The organism is Bacillus sp. CPT56D-587-MTF (assembly GCF_058792335.1).
This window is the reverse complement of record NZ_JBYTEF010000001.1, coordinates 4,014,228-4,032,484: the sequence shown is the minus strand read 5'-3', so window position 1 is coordinate 4,032,484 and position 18,257 is coordinate 4,014,228. Positions and strand designations below refer to the sequence as shown.

The 18,257-nt window shown below is 37.4% G+C and carries 16 protein-coding genes, 1 pseudogene and 2 other annotated features; of the genes and pseudogenes, 13 read left to right on the top strand and 4 right to left on the bottom strand.

The window, feature by feature from the left end:
* Positions 1-204 precede the first annotated feature (204 nt).
* The 5 genes and pseudogenes from AC3WVZ_RS20760 to AC3WVZ_RS20740 form a co-directional block, all read left to right on the top strand.
* Positions 205-381, top strand: coding sequence for a hypothetical protein (locus AC3WVZ_RS20760; RefSeq protein WP_001242605.1), 177 nt, complete (start codon positions 205-207; stop codon positions 379-381).
* 54 nt (positions 382-435) lie between these two features.
* Positions 436-666: a binding site (T-box leader), on the top strand.
* A gap of 69 nt (positions 667-735) precedes the next feature.
* A complete protein-coding gene (gene hisS, locus AC3WVZ_RS20755) occupies positions 736-2,007 on the top strand; it encodes a histidine--tRNA ligase (RefSeq protein ID WP_000027084.1) in 1,272 nt (423 codons plus the stop codon).
* A 12-nt stretch (positions 2,008-2,019) separates the two neighbouring features.
* Positions 2,020-3,795: an aspartate--tRNA ligase gene (gene aspS / locus AC3WVZ_RS20750; protein WP_000840892.1), complete on the top strand. Its 1,776-nt coding sequence runs from the start codon at positions 2,020-2,022 to the stop codon at positions 3,793-3,795.
* Positions 3,796-4,291: 496 nt separating this feature from the next.
* Entirely contained in the window at positions 4,292-5,059 is a 768-nt protein-coding gene (locus tag AC3WVZ_RS20745; protein ID WP_000903177.1) for a tRNA threonylcarbamoyladenosine dehydratase, read from the top strand.
* 134 nt (positions 5,060-5,193) lie between these two features.
* Positions 5,194-6,563 (top strand): annotated as a pseudogene (locus tag AC3WVZ_RS20740) (IS1182-like element ISBth7 family transposase); the annotation flags it as partial.
* 663 nt (positions 6,564-7,226) lie between these two features.
* Here the strand turns inward: AC3WVZ_RS20740 and AC3WVZ_RS20735 are convergent.
* Both AC3WVZ_RS20735 and AC3WVZ_RS20730 read right to left on the bottom strand, forming a co-directional pair.
* Entirely contained in the window at positions 7,227-7,868 is a 642-nt protein-coding gene (locus AC3WVZ_RS20735; RefSeq protein ID WP_000857713.1) for an RsfA family transcriptional regulator, read from the bottom strand.
* Between the two features lie 37 nt (positions 7,869-7,905).
* On the bottom strand, positions 7,906-9,192 hold the full coding sequence (locus AC3WVZ_RS20730) for a replication-associated recombination protein A (protein ID WP_000812943.1): 1,287 nt from the start codon (positions 9,190-9,192) through the stop codon (positions 7,906-7,908).
* A 293-nt stretch (positions 9,193-9,485) separates the two neighbouring features.
* Between AC3WVZ_RS20730 and cymR the strand changes: the two genes are divergently transcribed.
* The 7 genes from cymR to AC3WVZ_RS20695 all read left to right on the top strand — a co-directional run bounded on the left by cymR (position 9,486) and on the right by AC3WVZ_RS20695 (position 15,879).
* The gene (gene cymR, locus AC3WVZ_RS20725; protein WP_000704116.1) at positions 9,486-9,902 is read left to right on the top strand and encodes a cysteine metabolism transcriptional regulator CymR; all 417 of its coding nucleotides are present in this window, start codon (positions 9,486-9,488) and stop codon (positions 9,900-9,902) included.
* A 35-nt stretch (positions 9,903-9,937) separates the two neighbouring features.
* A complete protein-coding gene (locus tag AC3WVZ_RS20720; protein WP_000439897.1) occupies positions 9,938-11,083 on the top strand; it encodes a cysteine desulfurase family protein in 1,146 nt (381 codons plus the stop codon).
* Positions 11,084-11,099: 16 nt separating this feature from the next.
* Positions 11,100-12,215: a tRNA 2-thiouridine(34) synthase MnmA gene (mnmA, locus tag AC3WVZ_RS20715; RefSeq protein ID WP_001038010.1), complete on the top strand. Its 1,116-nt coding sequence runs from the start codon at positions 11,100-11,102 to the stop codon at positions 12,213-12,215.
* 109 nt (positions 12,216-12,324) lie between these two features.
* On the top strand, positions 12,325-12,984 hold the full coding sequence (locus AC3WVZ_RS20710; RefSeq protein WP_233935331.1) for a tetratricopeptide repeat protein: 660 nt from the start codon (positions 12,325-12,327) through the stop codon (positions 12,982-12,984).
* A 95-nt stretch (positions 12,985-13,079) separates the two neighbouring features.
* A complete protein-coding gene (recD2, locus tag AC3WVZ_RS20705) occupies positions 13,080-15,416 on the top strand; it encodes an SF1B family DNA helicase RecD2 (protein ID WP_000528082.1) in 2,337 nt (778 codons plus the stop codon).
* Between the two features lie 127 nt (positions 15,417-15,543).
* On the top strand, positions 15,544-15,732 hold the full coding sequence (locus tag AC3WVZ_RS20700; protein ID WP_000469281.1) for a YrzR-like zinc ribbon domain: 189 nt from the start codon (positions 15,544-15,546) through the stop codon (positions 15,730-15,732).
* 18 nt (positions 15,733-15,750) lie between these two features.
* Positions 15,751-15,879, top strand: a complete 129-nt coding sequence (locus tag AC3WVZ_RS20695; RefSeq protein ID WP_001053553.1) for a YrzQ family protein — start codon at positions 15,751-15,753, stop codon at positions 15,877-15,879.
* 46 nt (positions 15,880-15,925) lie between these two features.
* Here AC3WVZ_RS20695 and AC3WVZ_RS20690 read toward each other — a convergent pair whose 3' ends face one another.
* Positions 15,926-16,138 carry a hypothetical protein gene (locus tag AC3WVZ_RS20690; RefSeq protein ID WP_000242535.1) on the bottom strand — a complete coding sequence of 71 codons (213 nt, stop codon included), beginning with the start codon at positions 16,136-16,138 and terminating at the stop codon, positions 15,926-15,928.
* A 176-nt stretch (positions 16,139-16,314) separates the two neighbouring features.
* On the opposite strand from AC3WVZ_RS20690, the gene AC3WVZ_RS20685 reads away from it, so the two are divergent.
* Positions 16,315-17,382 carry an AI-2E family transporter gene (locus AC3WVZ_RS20685; protein WP_000793128.1) on the top strand — a complete coding sequence of 356 codons (1,068 nt, stop codon included), beginning with the start codon at positions 16,315-16,317 and terminating at the stop codon, positions 17,380-17,382.
* A gap of 44 nt (positions 17,383-17,426) precedes the next feature.
* Here AC3WVZ_RS20685 and AC3WVZ_RS20680 read toward each other — a convergent pair whose 3' ends face one another.
* Entirely contained in the window at positions 17,427-17,771 is a 345-nt protein-coding gene (locus tag AC3WVZ_RS20680; protein WP_000209577.1) for a PH domain-containing protein, read from the bottom strand.
* Between the two features lie 241 nt (positions 17,772-18,012).
* Positions 18,013-18,232, top strand: a binding site (T-box leader).
* Positions 18,233-18,257 lie beyond the last annotated feature (25 nt).

Below are 18,257 nucleotides of genomic sequence, written 5' to 3'. Positions count from 1 at the left end.
AAGATTCCAGAGTGTTGGGAACCCTAAAGGGTTTCCCAACACTCTGAAAAAAGAGAGGATTATATAATCCTCTCTTTTTTATACATTGTTGTATGTTTTGTTCATTTATTTGGAATCAATAGCAGTTTCGGTTATGTATAACTCTCTCATCAATATGGAACAATAAAAAGTAAAACATCCATATTGAATGTGAGGGATATACGTATGCGTATGAATGAAAAAGGGCATTCTGTTACAAATGGTGCAAATCAACTGTTTAACGTGAATTTTCATGATTTTATTTCAAAAGAGCAAAACAATACTTCAATGGAGCTTGCTTCGGAGTTTGGGATTTCTCTTCAAGATGTAAAGCGTTTAAAGAAGCAGATTGAACGTTCTTAGAGCACTTGACAATCCTACTTAACAAACGTATAGTAATTTTATATTTACATATGAATATAACCGTTGATAGAGAAGAGTAAATGAGACACACATGGAAAGAGAAGGAATGTCTTAGGCTGAAAACATTTCTGCATGATGACTGATTGAATGACACTCTAGAGGTTTCAACTTGAACGGCATATATGCTTAGTAGGGATGAACGCATATTTAAGCGTTATTAAAAAAGTGGAAGCATACGTGCTTCAATTAGGGTGGCACCACGGGTATAATACTCTCGTCCCTACTGTTTAAACAGTAGAGGCGGGAGTTTTTTTATTTTTATTAAGATTAAAACAATTTGAGGAGGAACTGAATATGTCTATTCAAATCCCACGCGGAACGCAAGATATTCTTCCAGGCACTGTTGAGTTATGGCAGTATATCGAAGGGCAAGCACGCGAAATTTGCCGTCGTTACAATTATAAAGAAATTCGTACACCAATTTTTGAACACACTGAGCTATTTTTACGCGGTGTTGGTGATACGACAGATATCGTACAAAAAGAAATGTACTCATTCCAAGATCGTGGAGAGCGTAGCTTAACATTACGTCCAGAAGGTACTGCACCTGTTGTACGTTCTTACGTTGAAAATAAAATGTTTGGTGATGCGACACAACCAACGAAATTATACTATATCGGTCAAATGTTCCGTTATGAAAGACCACAAGCAGGTCGCTATCGTCAATTCGTACAATTCGGTATCGAAGCAATCGGCAGTAATGACCCTGCAATTGATGCAGAAGTAATTGCACTTGCTGTTGAATTTTACCGCGGCATGGGCTTAAAAAATATTAAAGTTGTATTAAACAGTTTAGGTGACGCAGCGAGTCGTCAAGCACACCGTGATGCATTAATCGCACACTTTGAGCCACGTATCGGCGAATTCTGTTCTGACTGTCAATCTCGCTTAGAAAAGAACCCACTTCGAATTTTAGACTGTAAGAAAGACCGTAACCATGAATTAATGGGAACAGCACCATCTATTACAGAATACTTAAACGAAGATTCAGCAGTATACTATGACAAAGTTCAAGAACTATTAACGATGATGGATGTTCCATTTGAAAAAGATCCGAACTTAGTGCGTGGTTTAGACTACTATCAACACACTGTTTTTGAAATTATGAGTGAGGCAGAAGGTTTCGGTGCGATCACTACATTAAGCGGTGGTGGCCGTTATAACGGACTTGTACAAGAAATCGGTGGACCAGAAATGCCAGGTATCGGTTTTGCAATGAGTATTGAACGTTTAATTATGGCGCTAAAAGCTGAAAACATTGAATTACCACTTGAACATAGCATTGATTGTTACGTTGTAGCGCTTGGCGAAAAAGCGAAAGACCATGCTGCAAAAGTTGCGTTCGATCTTCGTAAAGCTGGATTGTCAGTTGAAAAAGATTATTTAGATCGCAAAATGAAAGCGCAATTTAAATCAGCAGATCGTCTAAAGGCGAAATTTGTAGCTGTATTAGGAGAAGATGAGCTAGATAAAGGCATCATTAACTTAAAAGATATGGCAACAGGTGAACAAGAAGAAGTAGCGTTAGATGTATTTGCTTCATACGTAGCAGAGAAATTAATATAGGGGGAACTTACAGTGGCTGAAAGAACACATGCATGTGGAAAAGTAACAGTAGAAGCTGTTGGACAAACAGTTCAATTAAAAGGTTGGGTACAAAAACGCCGTGACTTAGGTGGATTAATCTTTATCGATTTACGTGACCGTACAGGTATCGTACAAGTTGTATTTAACCCAGAAACATCAAAAGAAGCGTTAGAAGTAGCAGAAACAATTCGTAGCGAATACGTATTACACGTAGAAGGTACAGTTGTTGAACGTGGTGAAGGCGCAATTAATGACAATATGGCAACTGGTCGTATTGAAGTACAAGCAACAAAAGTAAATGTACTAAATGCAGCGAAAACAACGCCAATTATCATTGCTGATGATACAGATGCATCAGAAGATGTGCGTTTAAAATATCGTTATTTAGACTTACGTCGTCCTGTAATGTTCAACACATTCAAAATGCGTCACGATGTAACAAAAACAATTCGTAACTTCTTAGATACAGAAGAGTTCTTAGAAGTAGAAACACCAATTTTAACGAAAAGCACGCCAGAAGGAGCTCGTGACTATTTAGTGCCAAGTCGTGTACATGATGGTGAATTCTATGCATTACCACAGTCACCACAGTTATTTAAACAGCTTCTTATGGTCGGCGGATTTGAGCGTTACTATCAAGTAGCACGTTGTTTCCGTGATGAAGATTTACGTGCGGATCGTCAACCAGAATTCACGCAAATCGATATCGAAGCTTCATTCTTAACACAAGATGAAATTTTAGATATGATGGAGCGTATGATGACGAAAGTTATGAAGGATGCAAAAGGTGTAGAAGTGAGTGCACCATTCCCTCGTATGAAATATGCTGATGCAATGGCTCGCTACGGTTCTGATAAGCCAGATACACGCTTTGAAATGGAACTAACAGACTTATCTGAGTTTGCAGCAGATTGTGGCTTTAAAGTGTTTACAAGTGCTGTAGAAAGCGGCGGACAAGTAAAAGCAATTAATGCAAAAGGTGCTGCAAGTAAATATTCTCGTAAAGACATCGATGCATTAACTGAATTCGTGAAAGTATACGGTGCAAAAGGTCTAGCTTGGCTTAAAGTTGAAGAAGACGGCCTAAAAGGACCGATTGCGAAATTCTTCGGTGAAGAAGATGCAAATGTGTTAATGAGCACATTAGAAGCTACTGCTGGCGACTTATTACTATTCGTAGCAGATAAGAAGAGCGTTGTTGCAGATAGCTTAGGCGCACTTCGTTTACGTCTAGGTAAAGAGCTTGAGTTAATTGATGAAAGTAAATTTAACTTCCTATGGGTAACTGATTGGCCACTACTTGAGTACGATGAAGATGCAGATCGTTACTTCGCAGCTCACCACCCATTCACAATGCCATTCCGTGAAGACGTTGAGTTACTAGAAACAGCACCAGAAAAAGCACGTGCACAAGCATATGACCTTGTATTAAACGGTTATGAGCTTGGTGGTGGATCACTTCGTATTTACGAGCGTGACGTACAAGAAAAAATGTTCAAAGCACTTGGATTCTCACAAGAAGAAGCGCAAGAGCAATTCGGATTCTTATTAGAAGCATTCGAATACGGTACACCACCACACGGCGGAATCGCATTAGGTTTAGATCGTCTTGTTATGTTACTTGCAGGCCGTACGAACCTTCGTGATACAATTGCATTCCCGAAAACAGCAAGCGCAAGCTGCTTATTAACAGAAGCTCCAAGCCCAGTTGCAGAATCGCAACTTGAAGAACTGAACTTAAAATTAAGCTTGAAAGAAGAGAAGTAAGAATAGGGTCTAGATGGTTATACTATAACCGTCTAGACTTTTTTTGAGAGGTTGTTTAAAAAGTCCGGTTTAGATAACTGTCGCATCTCATCGTTGCTTCGCCAGTCCGGTGCTCGAGTAGTGTTTCTACACTGCGCTCCTCCTGGCTTCAGCGCCTCGATCTGCTCGGTTCTCTAAATCCTCCTTTTTAAACCTGTATTGAAAGGAAGTTTAAAAAGTCTGGTTCAGATAACTGTCGCATCTCATCGTTGCTTCGCCAGTCCGGTGCTCGAGTAGTGTTTCTACACTGCGCTCCTCCTGGCTTCAGCGCCTCGATCTGCTCGGTTCTCTAAATCCTCTTTTTTAAACGTGTATTTAGGAAGAAATAAAATTCTGGTCTATGTTTTCATTCTCGAAATATGTATTTTTAGGAATTCTATAACTTTTTCTATACAAATAGTCGGAAAAACGCTAGAATACATGGTAGACCATTTTTGTAATAGGAGTGTAGAGCTGAATGTTACATCAATTTTCACGTAATGAATTAGCCTTCGGTAAAGAAGGACTTGAAATATTAAAAAATAGTACAGTCGGTATTTTAGGAATTGGCGGCGTAGGCTCTTTTGCAGCTGAAGCGTTAGCACGTTCTGGCGTTGGACGTCTTGTATTAGTTGATAAAGACGTTGTAGATATTACAAACGTAAACCGTCAAATTCACGCTTTAGTATCTACTGTAGGACGTTCAAAAGTAGAATTAATGAAAGAGCGTATCGCAGACATTAACCCAGAGTGTGAAGTAATTGGACTTGAAATGTTTTATACAGATGAAACATATGAAGAGTTCTTTAAGCACGGTTTAGATTTCGTAGTGGATGCATCTGATACGATTACGTTCAAAATCCATTTAATTAAACAATGTTTACGTCGTAAAATTAAAATTATCTCAAGTATGGGTGCAGCGAATAAAATGGATCCAACTCGTTTCCGTATTGCGGACATTTCTAAAACACATACAGATCCAATTGCGAAAGTCATTCGTACGAAGCTTCGTAAAGAGGGTATTAAAAAAGGTGTAAAAGTTGTCTTCTCTGACGAAAACCCAATCGTAATTCGTGAAGAGGTACGTAAAGAAATCGTACCAGACGAAAATGCAAAAATTCGTAAAGCGAAATTACCGCCTTCATCAAATGCATTCGTACCATCTGTGGCAGGCTTAATTATGGCAAGTCACGTTGTACGTGAACGCATTAAAAACGTAGAAGTGAAACGTGTAGGGCAAGAATAAAAGAAAAGCATATATCCATTTTGGATATATGCTTTTCAGGCTGTGGAGAAAGTCTTCTCCACAGCCTGTTTTTGTGTCTGAACCTCTTTTTATGTGTCAACACTGATAAAAAAGAGGAAAAGGAGAGATTTTTTATGATGGGTGCTTTAAAAAATCATCGTGATGAGCGTGTATCTGTTTCTGTAGAAGAGTTGGTTCCACAAGATCATTTCCTTCGTGCAATTGAAGCGACAATTAGTTTTGATTTTATTGAAGAGAAGTTACGCCCTTATTACTGTGAAAACAATGGACGCCCGTCCATTCATCCTATTGTTTTATTTAAGATGATGTTTATTGGATATTTTTACGGTATTCGTTCTGAGCGTCAATTGGAAAAGGAAATTAAAACGAATATTGCCTACCGTTGGTTTTTAGGGTTTTCTCTATCGGATACTATTCCGGATCACTCTACAATCAGTTGGAATCGTCGTACTCGTTTTATTCATACAAATATTTTCGAAGAAATTTTTGATGAGATTGTGAGACAAGCGACGGAGCACCGGATGGTAGGAGGACGTGCACTGATGACAGATTCTACACATATTAAGGCCAATGCCAATAAAAATAAATTTGTACATAAATATAAAAAAGAAAAAGCAAAGTTTTATATAGACGAGCTAGAAGCTGCGGTAATCGAAGATCGTGAGGTACATGGAAAAAAGAATTAAAACCTAGAAAGGAAAGTGATACCCCTACCAAAAAAACTCGTATAAGTACAACGGATCCAGATAGTGGATTTTTAATGAGAGATGGAAAACCAAATGGTTTTCATTTCTTGGATCATCGTACGACTGATGCGAAGTACAATATTATTACAGATACCTATGTAACGGCTGGAAATATGGCAGATTCCGAGCCGTATTTAGCACGCCTCCAAGCTCAGATTGATAAATTCGACTTCAAAGTAGAAGCTGTTGCCCTTGATGCTGGCTATTTTACAGGATATATCTGTAAGAAACTATCAGAACGGAATATATTTATGGTGATGGGGTATCGCCGATTTGGAAAACGGAATAAAGAAGTACCGAAAAGCCAATTTAAATATGTAGAAGAAATGAATGTTTTCGCTTGTCCGATGGGATGTATTCTAGAATATGTAACAACTGATCGTGAAGGATACCGTCAATACAAATCGAATCCAGAAGACTGCGCTGTTTGTCCGTTACGTGAGGTGTGCTTTTCAAAGAAACAAAAACAAAAAGTTATCACTCATCATGTGTGGGAGAAATATAAGGATATTGCTAGAAAAAACAAGCTAACAGCTACAGGGAAAAGGTTGTATAAAGTACGCTGTTCCACTATAGAGCGAAGCTTTGCAGACGCCAAAGAACTACATGGCTACCGCTATGCCCGGTTTCGAGGGCTGAAGTCTGTCCAAATGCAAGCTTATCTCACCGCAGCTTGTCAAAACATGAAAAAAATAGCCCTCCACCTGACCAAAAAGGGTCAGGTGGAGGGCTATTTTTTAAAATTCTATTATTTTATGTTGTTTTTATTCGCTAAAATCAAAAAAGATTCCAGAGTGTTGGGAACCCTAAAGGGTTTCCCAACACTCTGAAAAGCATATATCCATTTTGGATATATGCTTTTTTATATGTATTAAAGAAATATGAATATTTGCATCACTACTAGTTCAAATGTAAGTAAGGTTAGTAAGCAATAATCATATTTATCTGATTTATAGGCGGATGTCTTTTTTAGACTGTTAATGGTGAAAAGAGCTAAAGTTAGGACGAGAAGGCCAAGAGTTATTTTGAAGATTATTAATGAAATAGCAACCATCTCCCTTTAAAGGTATATGTTTATAATAACATTTTAGTAAAAAATATCTAATCTGTTTTAGGAGTTTCCTTGTATGACAAGGAGGAATGTTATTGTCAATCTTTGTCGTTAAATCGATATCCTTTATTGAATCGTTGATATATTGTAAGTTGTGATAGATATATTTGAAAAATCGTTGATATATTGCAAGTTGTGATAGATATATTTGAAAAATCGTTGATATATTGCAAGTTGTGATAGATATATTCGAAAAACCGTTAATATAATTTCATTTACCGATATCTATATATGGTTCACCGAAAACAAACAGGGATGTCACTCAGTTAAAAAAGTGACATCCCTGTTTTTAATTCTCTGCAGAATAAATAATATCTAAATTCCCATTTTGATCGGTTTTGAAAATCGGGGCAATTTGCTCTTCTTGCTCTTCGACTGAAACAAGTTTTCGAGCACGATCCATAATTCGAACAAGCATCGCGTAATCTTCTTCGATTGCTTGTTGTTTTTTTGTGAGTACCGCTAATTTCGTTTCAAGTTCATGATTCGTTTTTTGCAGAGAGGTGAGTTGAGCTTGTAATACATCATTTTCAGTTTGCAACTTTGCAAGTGAAGGATTGTTATGTTCTAAATTTTGTAAAAATGAAATGACATTTTGCATTGTAAGATCTTGTTTACTTGGCGTAATATCTTCTGAAAAATCGGCGTCAATTACGAGTTGTTTCGTTTTCGTGAACCGATTTTTTTCTATATTAGCTTCAGAACGTTTTAATTCTTTACGTTGTTTTTTTGCAAGCTGCACCGCATCTTCGTAATTCGGTCTTACTTCAGCATTCCATCTAAAGCCGCAAGCTGCTGAAGTCCGGTTCAACGCATCGCCAACTTCATCAAATGCTTTTATTTGTGTACTTCCGCTGCGAATATGTCGTAAAACAGTTTCTGCTAAAAGGAGATCATCTTCTTTTGTCCATGCATCTTGACGTGTTTTCATAAGCGAAGCCTCCATAATGGTGACGTTTTCGTTTATGTTACCCTTTATTTTTCGTTTTATTCGAAGTTTGTAATCTTTCATAAACAGTAGAAAGTGCTTGCTCAAATTTTCCTGTCGTTTTCGGTTTATAATATTGCTTGCTTTTTATTTTATCAGGTAAGTATTGTTGCCTTACCCAGCCGTTTGGATGGTCGTGCGGATATAAATATCCAATGCCTCTTCCAAGTGATTCTGCGCCTTTGTAATGACTATCTTTTAAATGGCTTGGAATGTCACCTGTTTGACCGTTGCGTAAATCGTGTAATGCAGCATCAAGTGCTTTATAAGCTGAATTTGATTTTGGTGATAAGCATAGCTCGATAACGGCATTTGCAAGTGGGATGCGTGCTTCTGGGAATCCAACTCGTTCAGCTGATTCAATTGCAGCTAGTGTACGTGGTCCAGCTTGTGGGCTAGCAAGTCCAATATCTTCATAAGCCATAATAAGAAGGCGTCTGCCAATGCTTTGTAAATCACCTGCTTCAATAAGGCGTGCTAAATAATGGAGTGCTGCATTTACATCACTTCCGCGCACTGATTTTTGAAATGCTGATAATACATCATAATGAGCATCGCCGCCTTTGTCGTGGACGAAGCTCTTCTTTTGTAAGCATTCTTCTGCAATCTCGAGTGTGATTTCAGCCGCTTGATCGTCTGTAGTAAAGCTAGATAATACAGCAAGCTCAAGTGCGTTATAAGCGGAACGCATATCACCACCAGAGGCGTTTGCAAAGTGATGTAGTGCTTCATCTGTTACCGTTACTGCATATTCTCCAAGCCCTTTTTCTTTATCTTCTAAAGCTCTTTTTAACCCAATTAAAATATCTTCTTCTGTTAGTGCGTGTAATTCGAAAATTTGACACCTGCTTCGAATAGCGGAGTTTATTGCATGGAATGGATTACTTGTCGTAGCACCAATTAAAGTAAGAAGTCCGCTTTCTAAGTGAGGTAATAGAAAGTCTTGCTTTGCTTTATCTAGACGGTGAACTTCATCTAAAATTAAAACGAGGTGTCGATGCATCTTCGCTTCTTGTACGACAACTTCCATATCTTTTTTATTGTGAGTAACAGCGTTCAATAGACGAAACGGGGTACCGGTACTTCCTGCAATTGCACTGGCAATGGATGTTTTTCCTGTACCTGGAGGACCGTATAAAATCATAGATTGAAAATGATTGGCTTGGACCATTCGCCATAAAATCTTTCCTTCACCAACTAAATGTTGTTGCCCAATAATTTCTTGAATATTTGTAGGGCGCATTCGATGTGCGAGTGGTTGTTTCATTTGGACCGTCTCCCTTAATATATAATCTCGTTCTATCGTATCATTTTTTTCTACGGAATTTGAAATAGGATGCTGTTTTATGGGAAAAATGAAGGTTAATATTTTCATTTTTCTTTCAATTGTAATAATTTCCGAGTTTTTCAATGTGATTTTATGTTATCATTTTGATACACAAGTTGAAATTTCTTATAATACTATATTATGCTATAATTTCATAGGATTTTAAATTGTGTTCTTTTTATAAATAAGATATAACCAATAGAAGTGAAAATTTGAAAAGAGGTGCAAAATAGATGAAGATTTCAACAAAAGGCCGCTATGGCTTAACAATTATGATTGATCTTGCAAAAAAGTTTGGTGAAGGTCCGATTTCATTAAAATCAATTGCGCAGGCGCATGACTTATCCGAGCATTACTTAGAGCAATTAATTTCACCACTTCGTAACGCTCGTCTTGTAAAGAGTACGCGCGGGGCATACGGCGGATATGTATTATCTGATCAACCGGCTAACATTACAGCTGGGGATGTAATCCGTGTATTAGAGGGACCGATTAGTGTTGTAGAAATGATAGAAGAAGAAGAGCCAGCACAGCGCCAGTTATGGATGCGTGTTCGTGATGCGGTGCAAGAAGTGTTAGATAGTACAACGTTAGAAGATTTAGTACGTTATGAGGAAGAAAATCACGGGGGCTATATGTTTTACATTTAATTCCTTGTGAAACGATTTGGAAAGAAGGAGATTTAATGGAACGCATTTACTTAGATCATGCTGCGACATCTCCGACTCACCCAGAAGTGGTCGAAAAGATGATTCCATATATGACAGAAATATTCGGGAACCCGTCTAGTATTCACTTTTATGGACGTCAAACTCGCCATGTAGTAGATGAGGCGAGACGAGTGTGTGCACGCAGCATTCATGCGAATCCGAATGAAATTATATTTACGAGCGGTGGTACAGAAGCTGATAATTTAGCGCTTATCGGTGTAGCACGTGCGAACCGTCATAAAGGTAACCACATAATAACGACGCAAATTGAACATCATGCGATTTTGCATACGTGCGAATTGTTAGAGCGTGAAGGGTTTGAAGTGACATATTTACCTGTCGATGAAACAGGGCTTATTCAAGTTTCTGACATACAAAAGGCATTAACAGAAGAGACGATTCTTGTATCTGTTATGTTTGGGAATAATGAAGTAGGGACAATGCAACCAATTGTGGAAATAGGAAAGTTGCTAAAAGATCATCAAGCTTATTTCCATACAGATGCGGTACAAGCTTACGGTTTAGTAGAAATTAATGTGAAAGAGTTTGGAATTGATTTATTATCAATTTCAGCTCATAAAATTAATGGGCCAAAAGGTGTAGGGTTCTTATACGCTGGTGCAAATGTGAAATTTGAACCGTTATTAATAGGCGGAGAGCAAGAAAGAAAACGCCGTGCTGGTACGGAAAATGTGCCTAGTATTGCTGGGCTTCAGCATGCAATTCTTATAGCTGAAAAAACTCGTGAGCAAAAAAATGCCCAATATGAAGAGTTTAAAGATATAATGGTATCTGTCTTCAAAAATGAAGGCATTACTTTCGAGGTAAACGGAAACTTAGAACATCGCTTACCGCATGTACTTAATGTAAGTTTTACAGGAATGAACATTGAACCATTTCTTGTGAACTTAGACCTTGCTGGCATTGCAGTATCAAGCGGTTCTGCTTGTACAGCTGGTTCGATTGATCCATCACATGTATTAGTAGCGATGTTTGGAAAAGACTCCGATCAAATACGTTCATCCGTACGCTTTAGTTTTGGACTTGGAAATACGAAAGAGCAAATTGAAAAAGCGGCGTACGAAACAGTGAAAATCGTGAAGCGATTAACACAAAATTAGCATGGGAGGTGACATGATGAACAAACTACCTCACGAAACACGCGTTGTCATCGGAATGTCCGGTGGCGTCGATTCATCTGTAGCAGCACTTTTATTAAAAGAGCAAGGTTATGATGTAATCGGAATTTTTATGAAAAACTGGGATGATACAGATGAGAATGGTGTCTGCACAGCAACAGAAGATTACAATGATGTAATTGAAGTGTGTAACCAAATTGGTATTCCGTATTATGCAGTAAACTTTGAAAAACAATACTGGGATAAAGTATTTACGTACTTCTTAGATGAGTATCGAGCTGGTCGTACACCAAACCCAGATGTAATGTGTAATAAAGAAATTAAATTTAAAGCATTTTTAGAGCATGCAATTGCGCTTGGTGCGGATTATGTGGCAACAGGCCATTATGCACGCGTTGCTTATATGGACGGCGAATATAAAATGCTTCGCGGCGTTGATGACAATAAAGATCAAACATATTTCTTAAATCAATTAAGCCAAGAGCAATTATCAAAAACAATGTTCCCGTTAGGTGAATTAAAGAAACCGCAAATTCGTGAAATGGCGAAAGAAGCTGGCTTAGCGACAGCGGCGAAAAAAGATAGTACAGGTATTTGCTTCATTGGTGAGCGTAACTTTAAAGATTTTTTAAGTAACTACTTACCGGCACAACCAGGTGTAATGCAAACATTATCTGGTGAAGTGAAAGGGAAGCATGACGGTTTAATGTATTATACAATTGGACAACGTCATGGCCTTGGAATTGGTGGTAATGGTGATCCATGGTTTGCTGTTGGGAAAAATCTAAAAGAAAACATTTTATATGTTGATCAAGGATTCCATAACGAACTTCTATATGGTGATGAAGTTATTGCTACGAATGTAGGATGGGTAAGTAACAAAGAAAAAGAAACAGAATTTAAGTGCACGGCGAAATTCCGTTATCGTCAAGAAGACAATAAAGTAACGGTTCAAATCGTTGATGAAAATACAGTTCGTATTCTTTGTGATGAGCCAATTCGTGCAATTACACCAGGACAAGCAGTCGTTTTCTATGATGGAGATGAGTGCTTAGGCGGTGCTACAATTGATGAAGTATACCGTAGTGGTAAGAAATTGGATTATTTAGGATAAACGAGAAGCCTCTGCCGATTAGCGGTTAGAGGTTTCTTTTACATAAAGCGAATTTTCGTTCGCTTGGAAAATACATTCTTTGTTATAATTTGTTGTAGAGGTGAAGGACATGTCAAACAAACTTGAAACAGGTATTCAATATATGCAAGAAGGAAACTGGGAAGAAGCAGCTAAAAATTTTACAGAAGCAATCGAAGAAAATCCGAAAGATGCGCTTGGATACATTAATTTTGCAAATTTATTAGACGTATTAGGTGATAGCGAGCGAGCGATTTTATTTTATAAACGCGCACTAGAGTTAGATGATAAATCTGCAGCTGCCTATTATGGTTTAGGAAATGTATATTATGGCCAAGAGCAATTTACTGAGGCGAAAGCTGTATTTGAACAAGCAATGCAAGCTGGATTACAATCAGCTGATGTAACATTTATGTTAGGTATCACACATGTACAGCTTGGAAATGATCGTCTTGCACTACCATTCTTACAAAGAGCAACAGAATTAGATGAAAACGATGTAGAAGCTGTATTCCAGTGCGGACTTTGCTTCGCGCGATTAGAACATGTTCAAGAGGCGAAATCTTATTTTGAAAAGGTATTAGAAATGGATGAAGAGCATGCAGATGCGCATTACAATTTAGGTGTTGCGTACGTATTTGAGGAAAATAATGAGAAGGCTCTCGCTTTATTTAAGAAAGCAACTGAAATTCAGCCAGATCACTTTTTAGCGGGTAATGGCGTTCGTTTATTAGAGCAAGAAGCTGAATAAGATAAAAATATAGTTTAATGGGTAGTTATCCCTCATCTAAAAAGGTGGGGGATGTACTGCTCATTAAAGTGAAAATATCGGAAAGGAGAGGAAAGATGGGAAATCAACATGCAATGGATTTGTTTGAGGAAGAGAAAAAGTTTATAAAAGCGCAAGTTCTTCATACCATTTTCCACAACGAAGAAAACCTCTATTCCGTTGTCAGTATGAAAGTCATTGAAACGAATGAAACGTATGACGAAAAGAAAGTAATGATAAACGGTCATTTTCCCCGCATGCATGAAGATGAAGTGTTTACATTGACAGGTCATTTTAAGGACCATCCAAAGTATGGAAAACAATATATGGTTGAAACATTTAAAAAAGAATTGCCGCAAACAAAAGCAGGTATGGTGCAATATTTAGCGAGTGATTTATTTAAAGGGATAGGAAAACGTACAGCTGAAAAAATTGTGGACCATCTCGGAGAACATGCTATTTCTAAAATTATGGATGACCCTGAGGCGTTAAATGGTGTTGTTAATAAACAAAAGGCTCAGGAAATATATGAGACAATTGTTGAACATCAAGGATTAGAGAAAGTAATGAGCTTTTTAAATGGCTACGGTTTTGGAACGAAACTTTCTATTAAGATTTACCAGCAATATAAAGAGATGACATTAGAAGTGATTCGTAATAATCCGTATCAACTTATTGAAGAAGTGGACGGGATTGGTTTTGGAAGAGCGGATGATATAGGGCGTGCGTTAGGGATATCGGGTAATCATGACGACCGTGTACGAGCGGGATGTTTTTACACATTAGAGAATGTCTCATTACAACTTGGTCATGTTTATATGAGGAAAGATCAACTTGTAAGAGAAACGATGTCACTTTTAAACAATCAAGAAGGAAGAGTGACTGAGGAAGATATTATAGGTTGTATTGAAACGATGCAAAGTGAAGGGAAAGTCATCATAGAAGAAGAACGAGTGTATTTAGCGACGTTATTCTACTCTGAAAAAGGTGTTGTAAAGTCTATTCGCAGGCTTATGAATCAAGAAGAAACACCTTCATTTCCAGAAGCGGAAGTGTTAAAAACGTTAGGTGAAATTGAAGAACAACTGAACGTACAATATGCACCGTTTCAGCAAGAAGCAATTCAAACGGCACTTCATAAACCGATGATGTTATTGACAGGTGGACCAGGAACAGGGAAAACAACAGTTATTAAAGGGATTGTTGAAATGTATGCGTCACTTCACGGATTATCGTTAAATCCGAATGAATACAGTGATGATAATCCATTTCCAATACTATTAACAGCTCCAACAGGAAGAGCAGCGAAGCGGATGAGTGAATCGACAGGACTTCCAGCTTGCACAATTCACCGTTTACTTGGTTGGACGCCAGAAGGATCTTTCCAGCGTAATGAAACGGATCCTGTCCAAGGTAAGCTCCTTATTATCGATGAATTTTCAATGGTTGATATTTGGCTTGCAAATCAGCTATTTAAGTCGTTGCCGACGAATATTCAAGTTATCGTTGTAGGTGATGAAGATCAGTTGCCATCTGTAGGACCTGGACAAGTATTAAAAGATTTATTAAATGCAGGCGCAGTTCCGACAGTGAAGCTTACTGAAATTTATCGTCAAGCGGAAGGCTCATCAGTGATTCAACTTGCCCATGCGATAAAAAATGGAACTCTACCACCAGATTTAGCGCAAAACAAAAAAGATCGTTCGTTTATCAGCTGTACAGGGGCTCAAATTGTTGAGGTTGTGAAAAAAGTTTGCGAAAATGCTAAAACAAAAGGCTTTAGTGCAAGGGATGTTCAAGTATTAGCACCGATGTACCGCGGGCCTGCTGGTATTAATGTATTAAACGAAGCGCTGCAACAAGTATTTAATCCGAAGAGGGAAAAGAGTAAAGAAATTGCTTACGGTGATGTTGTGTACCGAAGAGGTGATAAAGTACTGCAACTCGTGAATCAGCCGGAGAGCCAAGTGTTTAATGGTGATATTGGGGAAATTGTTTCGGTGTTTTATGCAAAAGAAAACGTTGAGCAACAAGATATGATTATCGTTTCATTTGATGGAATTGAGGTAACGTATACGAAGCCCGATTTAAATCAAATTACGCATGCATATTGTTGTTCCATTCATAAATCACAAGGTAGTGAATTTCCGATTGTTATTATGCCAATCGTGAAAAGTTACAACCGTATGTTACGTCGTAATTTAATTTACACGGGTATTACAAGAAGTAAGAAGTTCCTTATTATTTGCGGGGAGGAAGCAGCTTTCCAATCTGGTGTAAATCGCCTTGATGATGCAATGCGTCAAACAACTTTAGCTAGTCGCTTGCAAGAATCACAAGGAGAAGTACAGATGGTCACAGTTAATGGCGAGGAAATGGACGTGGAAAACATTTCACCGTATGATTTCATGTAACAAGGTGAAATTATATAGTGAAACTTTCAAACGCATAGCGTTGAAAGGCTCCAGTAATGTATAAATGAATGCAGTTTGGACATAATGGCGAATAGAATCTGGGAGACTGTAAGGAGATGAAAGCCATATGTTCATTTGTCCAAATTGCAAAGGGAAAGACATTGGAAAAATAGGTGTCAACCAATTTTATTGCTGGAATTGTTATATCGAATTATCGGTTTCAAAGGGGAAAATCCATACACATCAAGTTGAGGAAGACGGTTCATTAAGCTCTCTTGATGATTTATTTGATGAGAATGAAAGAACGATCGGATAACGAAAAGGGGGATTTACTTTGAATCTACGCAATTCATTAATCGCATTAGGTGTTGGAGCTGCAGCATATCAATATGCTCGTAAACAAGATGTATTTTCAAAACGCAATATGAAAAAAGCACGTAAGATGATTAAGTCTTACTTATAATCATTTCGATAAATTGAAAAACTCCCTTGTAGACAAGGGAGTTTTTTTATGCACCCATATGCAAATAAAAAAGTCCGATCTCTGAGAAAAGATAAGATAGACCGTAGCAGCCAACGCCAAGTATTCCATACTGCCATAATTGCTTCGCTTTTTCTTTACGTGAGGAATGAATAAAGAACCCCTTCCAAATACCGAACCCGATACAAATCCATTCAAGAATCATAAAAAGTGCTGATAATCCAAGCATAAACAAAACCATAATTAGCCCTCCTGATTATATTAATTCATGCTGTATTCTCAGGGGTGGTTGTCCTTGTTATGTTATTTATATGTACGTCTTTAAAAAACAGTATGGTCCGTATGAAAAGATTTTAAAAGTTTCGCACATAACCTACCCCATTTATTTTCAAAATAAAGGTGGAGGAGGTTTTTCATGTGAAGAATCTTAAAATCATTTGGATATATCGTTTAGGATTATTGTTACTTGTTTTTCTTTGTCTGCTCGTCTTTTTAAAAATTAAGCCGCTATGGGCACCGATTATTTTTGTATTTAAAGTAGCAATCACGCCGTTTCTTATCGCGTGTTTTATTGCGTATTTATTGCACCCTTTAATTGAAAAAATTCATAAGGAAGGGATGCCCCGTACACTTGCCATTTTGCTCATTTATATCCTTTTCTTTGGCGGAATTGGTTATGGGATTTATAAAGGAACACCAGTTGTTATTAAACAGTTACAAGAGATTAATGAACAATTTCCCCAGTTTACAAAGATGTACGATTCGTGGATGGATGGCGTTACAGAACAAACAGCGAATTTCCCTTCGTTCATTCATGAAAAGGTGAAGCAACTTTTTGTGGGTGTGGAAACGAAGATTCAAGCGCTTTTAAATAAAGTGATGAGTACAGCTCGTGGTGTACTCGATTCATTGCTCATTATTTTCTTAATACCGTTTATTGTATTTTACATATTAAAAGATTATGGTGAGTTTTATCATATCTTTTGGAAACTAGTCCCAAGTAAATGGCGAGGTACGGGGCAAATGCTTGCGAAAGAAATTGATAAGTCACTTGGAAGCTATATTCGAGGACAGTTATTTGTTTGTTTAGTATTAGGGGGAGTATCAGCTCTTTCTTTTTGGTTTATCGGTATGAAATATCCATTATTGCTTGGCATTATTATTGGGGTAACGGATATAATCCCATACTTCGGTCCTATTTTAGGAGCGATCCCGACGTTAATGATTGCAGCAACAGTATCAACGAGTTTACTTATTAAGGCGGGGATCACGATTGCGATTTTGCAATTTGTGGAGAGTAACATTTTATCGCCTTACATCGTTGGTAAGTCACTTCGTATGCATCCCGTTATTATTATGCTTGCCTTACTAGTTGGGGGAGAGGTAGCTGGGATTGTAGGATTGCTAATATCGGTTCCGATTTTAGCAGTTATTCGCACTGTCATTGTTCATGTGAGACCGCTCTTGAAAAAAGAAGATGTGTAAGTATAGAAGCCCTCTATGTAAGAAATAGAGGGCTAATCATATATTTATTTAGAAAGTTGCTCGTGTATTTTTTGAATGAGGGAGCTCACATCATTTGTTTGAATATGTTTTATTTTTTTCCATTCGTTATCATACATAAATATAATTTGATTGTTGAAAAGACGCTTTTGTTCTTTTAGATTAGAAATTTTTGCGAAAGAGTACTCTTCAAATATTGGATTCTTACTTACATCTGGCCCATAAAAGAATAGTCTTTTGTTCGTTAAAATTAGCAATCCTGGCCTTGCGACGGAACGATAAATAAATATGTCTAATGAACATGCTGCGTAAAATAATATCGTTTCGTCAGTCGCTAATATGTTTTTAGCTTTGCTAAGTAAGGTTGTCATTGTAATCGCTCCTTTATTTTATTAACAATAATTTAATTATAGCAAAAAAAGTAATATTTAGAAATTTTTATAAATCATTCTTATAAGGAGATTCCGATTTGTTAATAAACGCATAATATATGAAAAGGCTGTTAAGAATGAATAGTAGAATACCTATGATAAATAAGCAATTAATACAATATAAATGATTATCTACATTGACAAACTTAAGAGAATTCTATTATATTTAGTCATATAATACATTAAATCAATGACGGAACAAGTACGTTACAGTCCATTTATAGAGAGAAGCTTCCATATGGCTGAAAGAAGCTTTAAATGAAGGGTAACAGAAAGCTAATCCTGAGAGCAGCTAATCACTGCCGTCTTGCCACGTTACGGCACCATGAGGTGATGAATTGATTGTTATTGTAATCAATTCATAATTAGGGTGGTATCGCGAGTTAACTCTCGTCCCTTTTATAGGGACGGGAGTTTTTTATATTT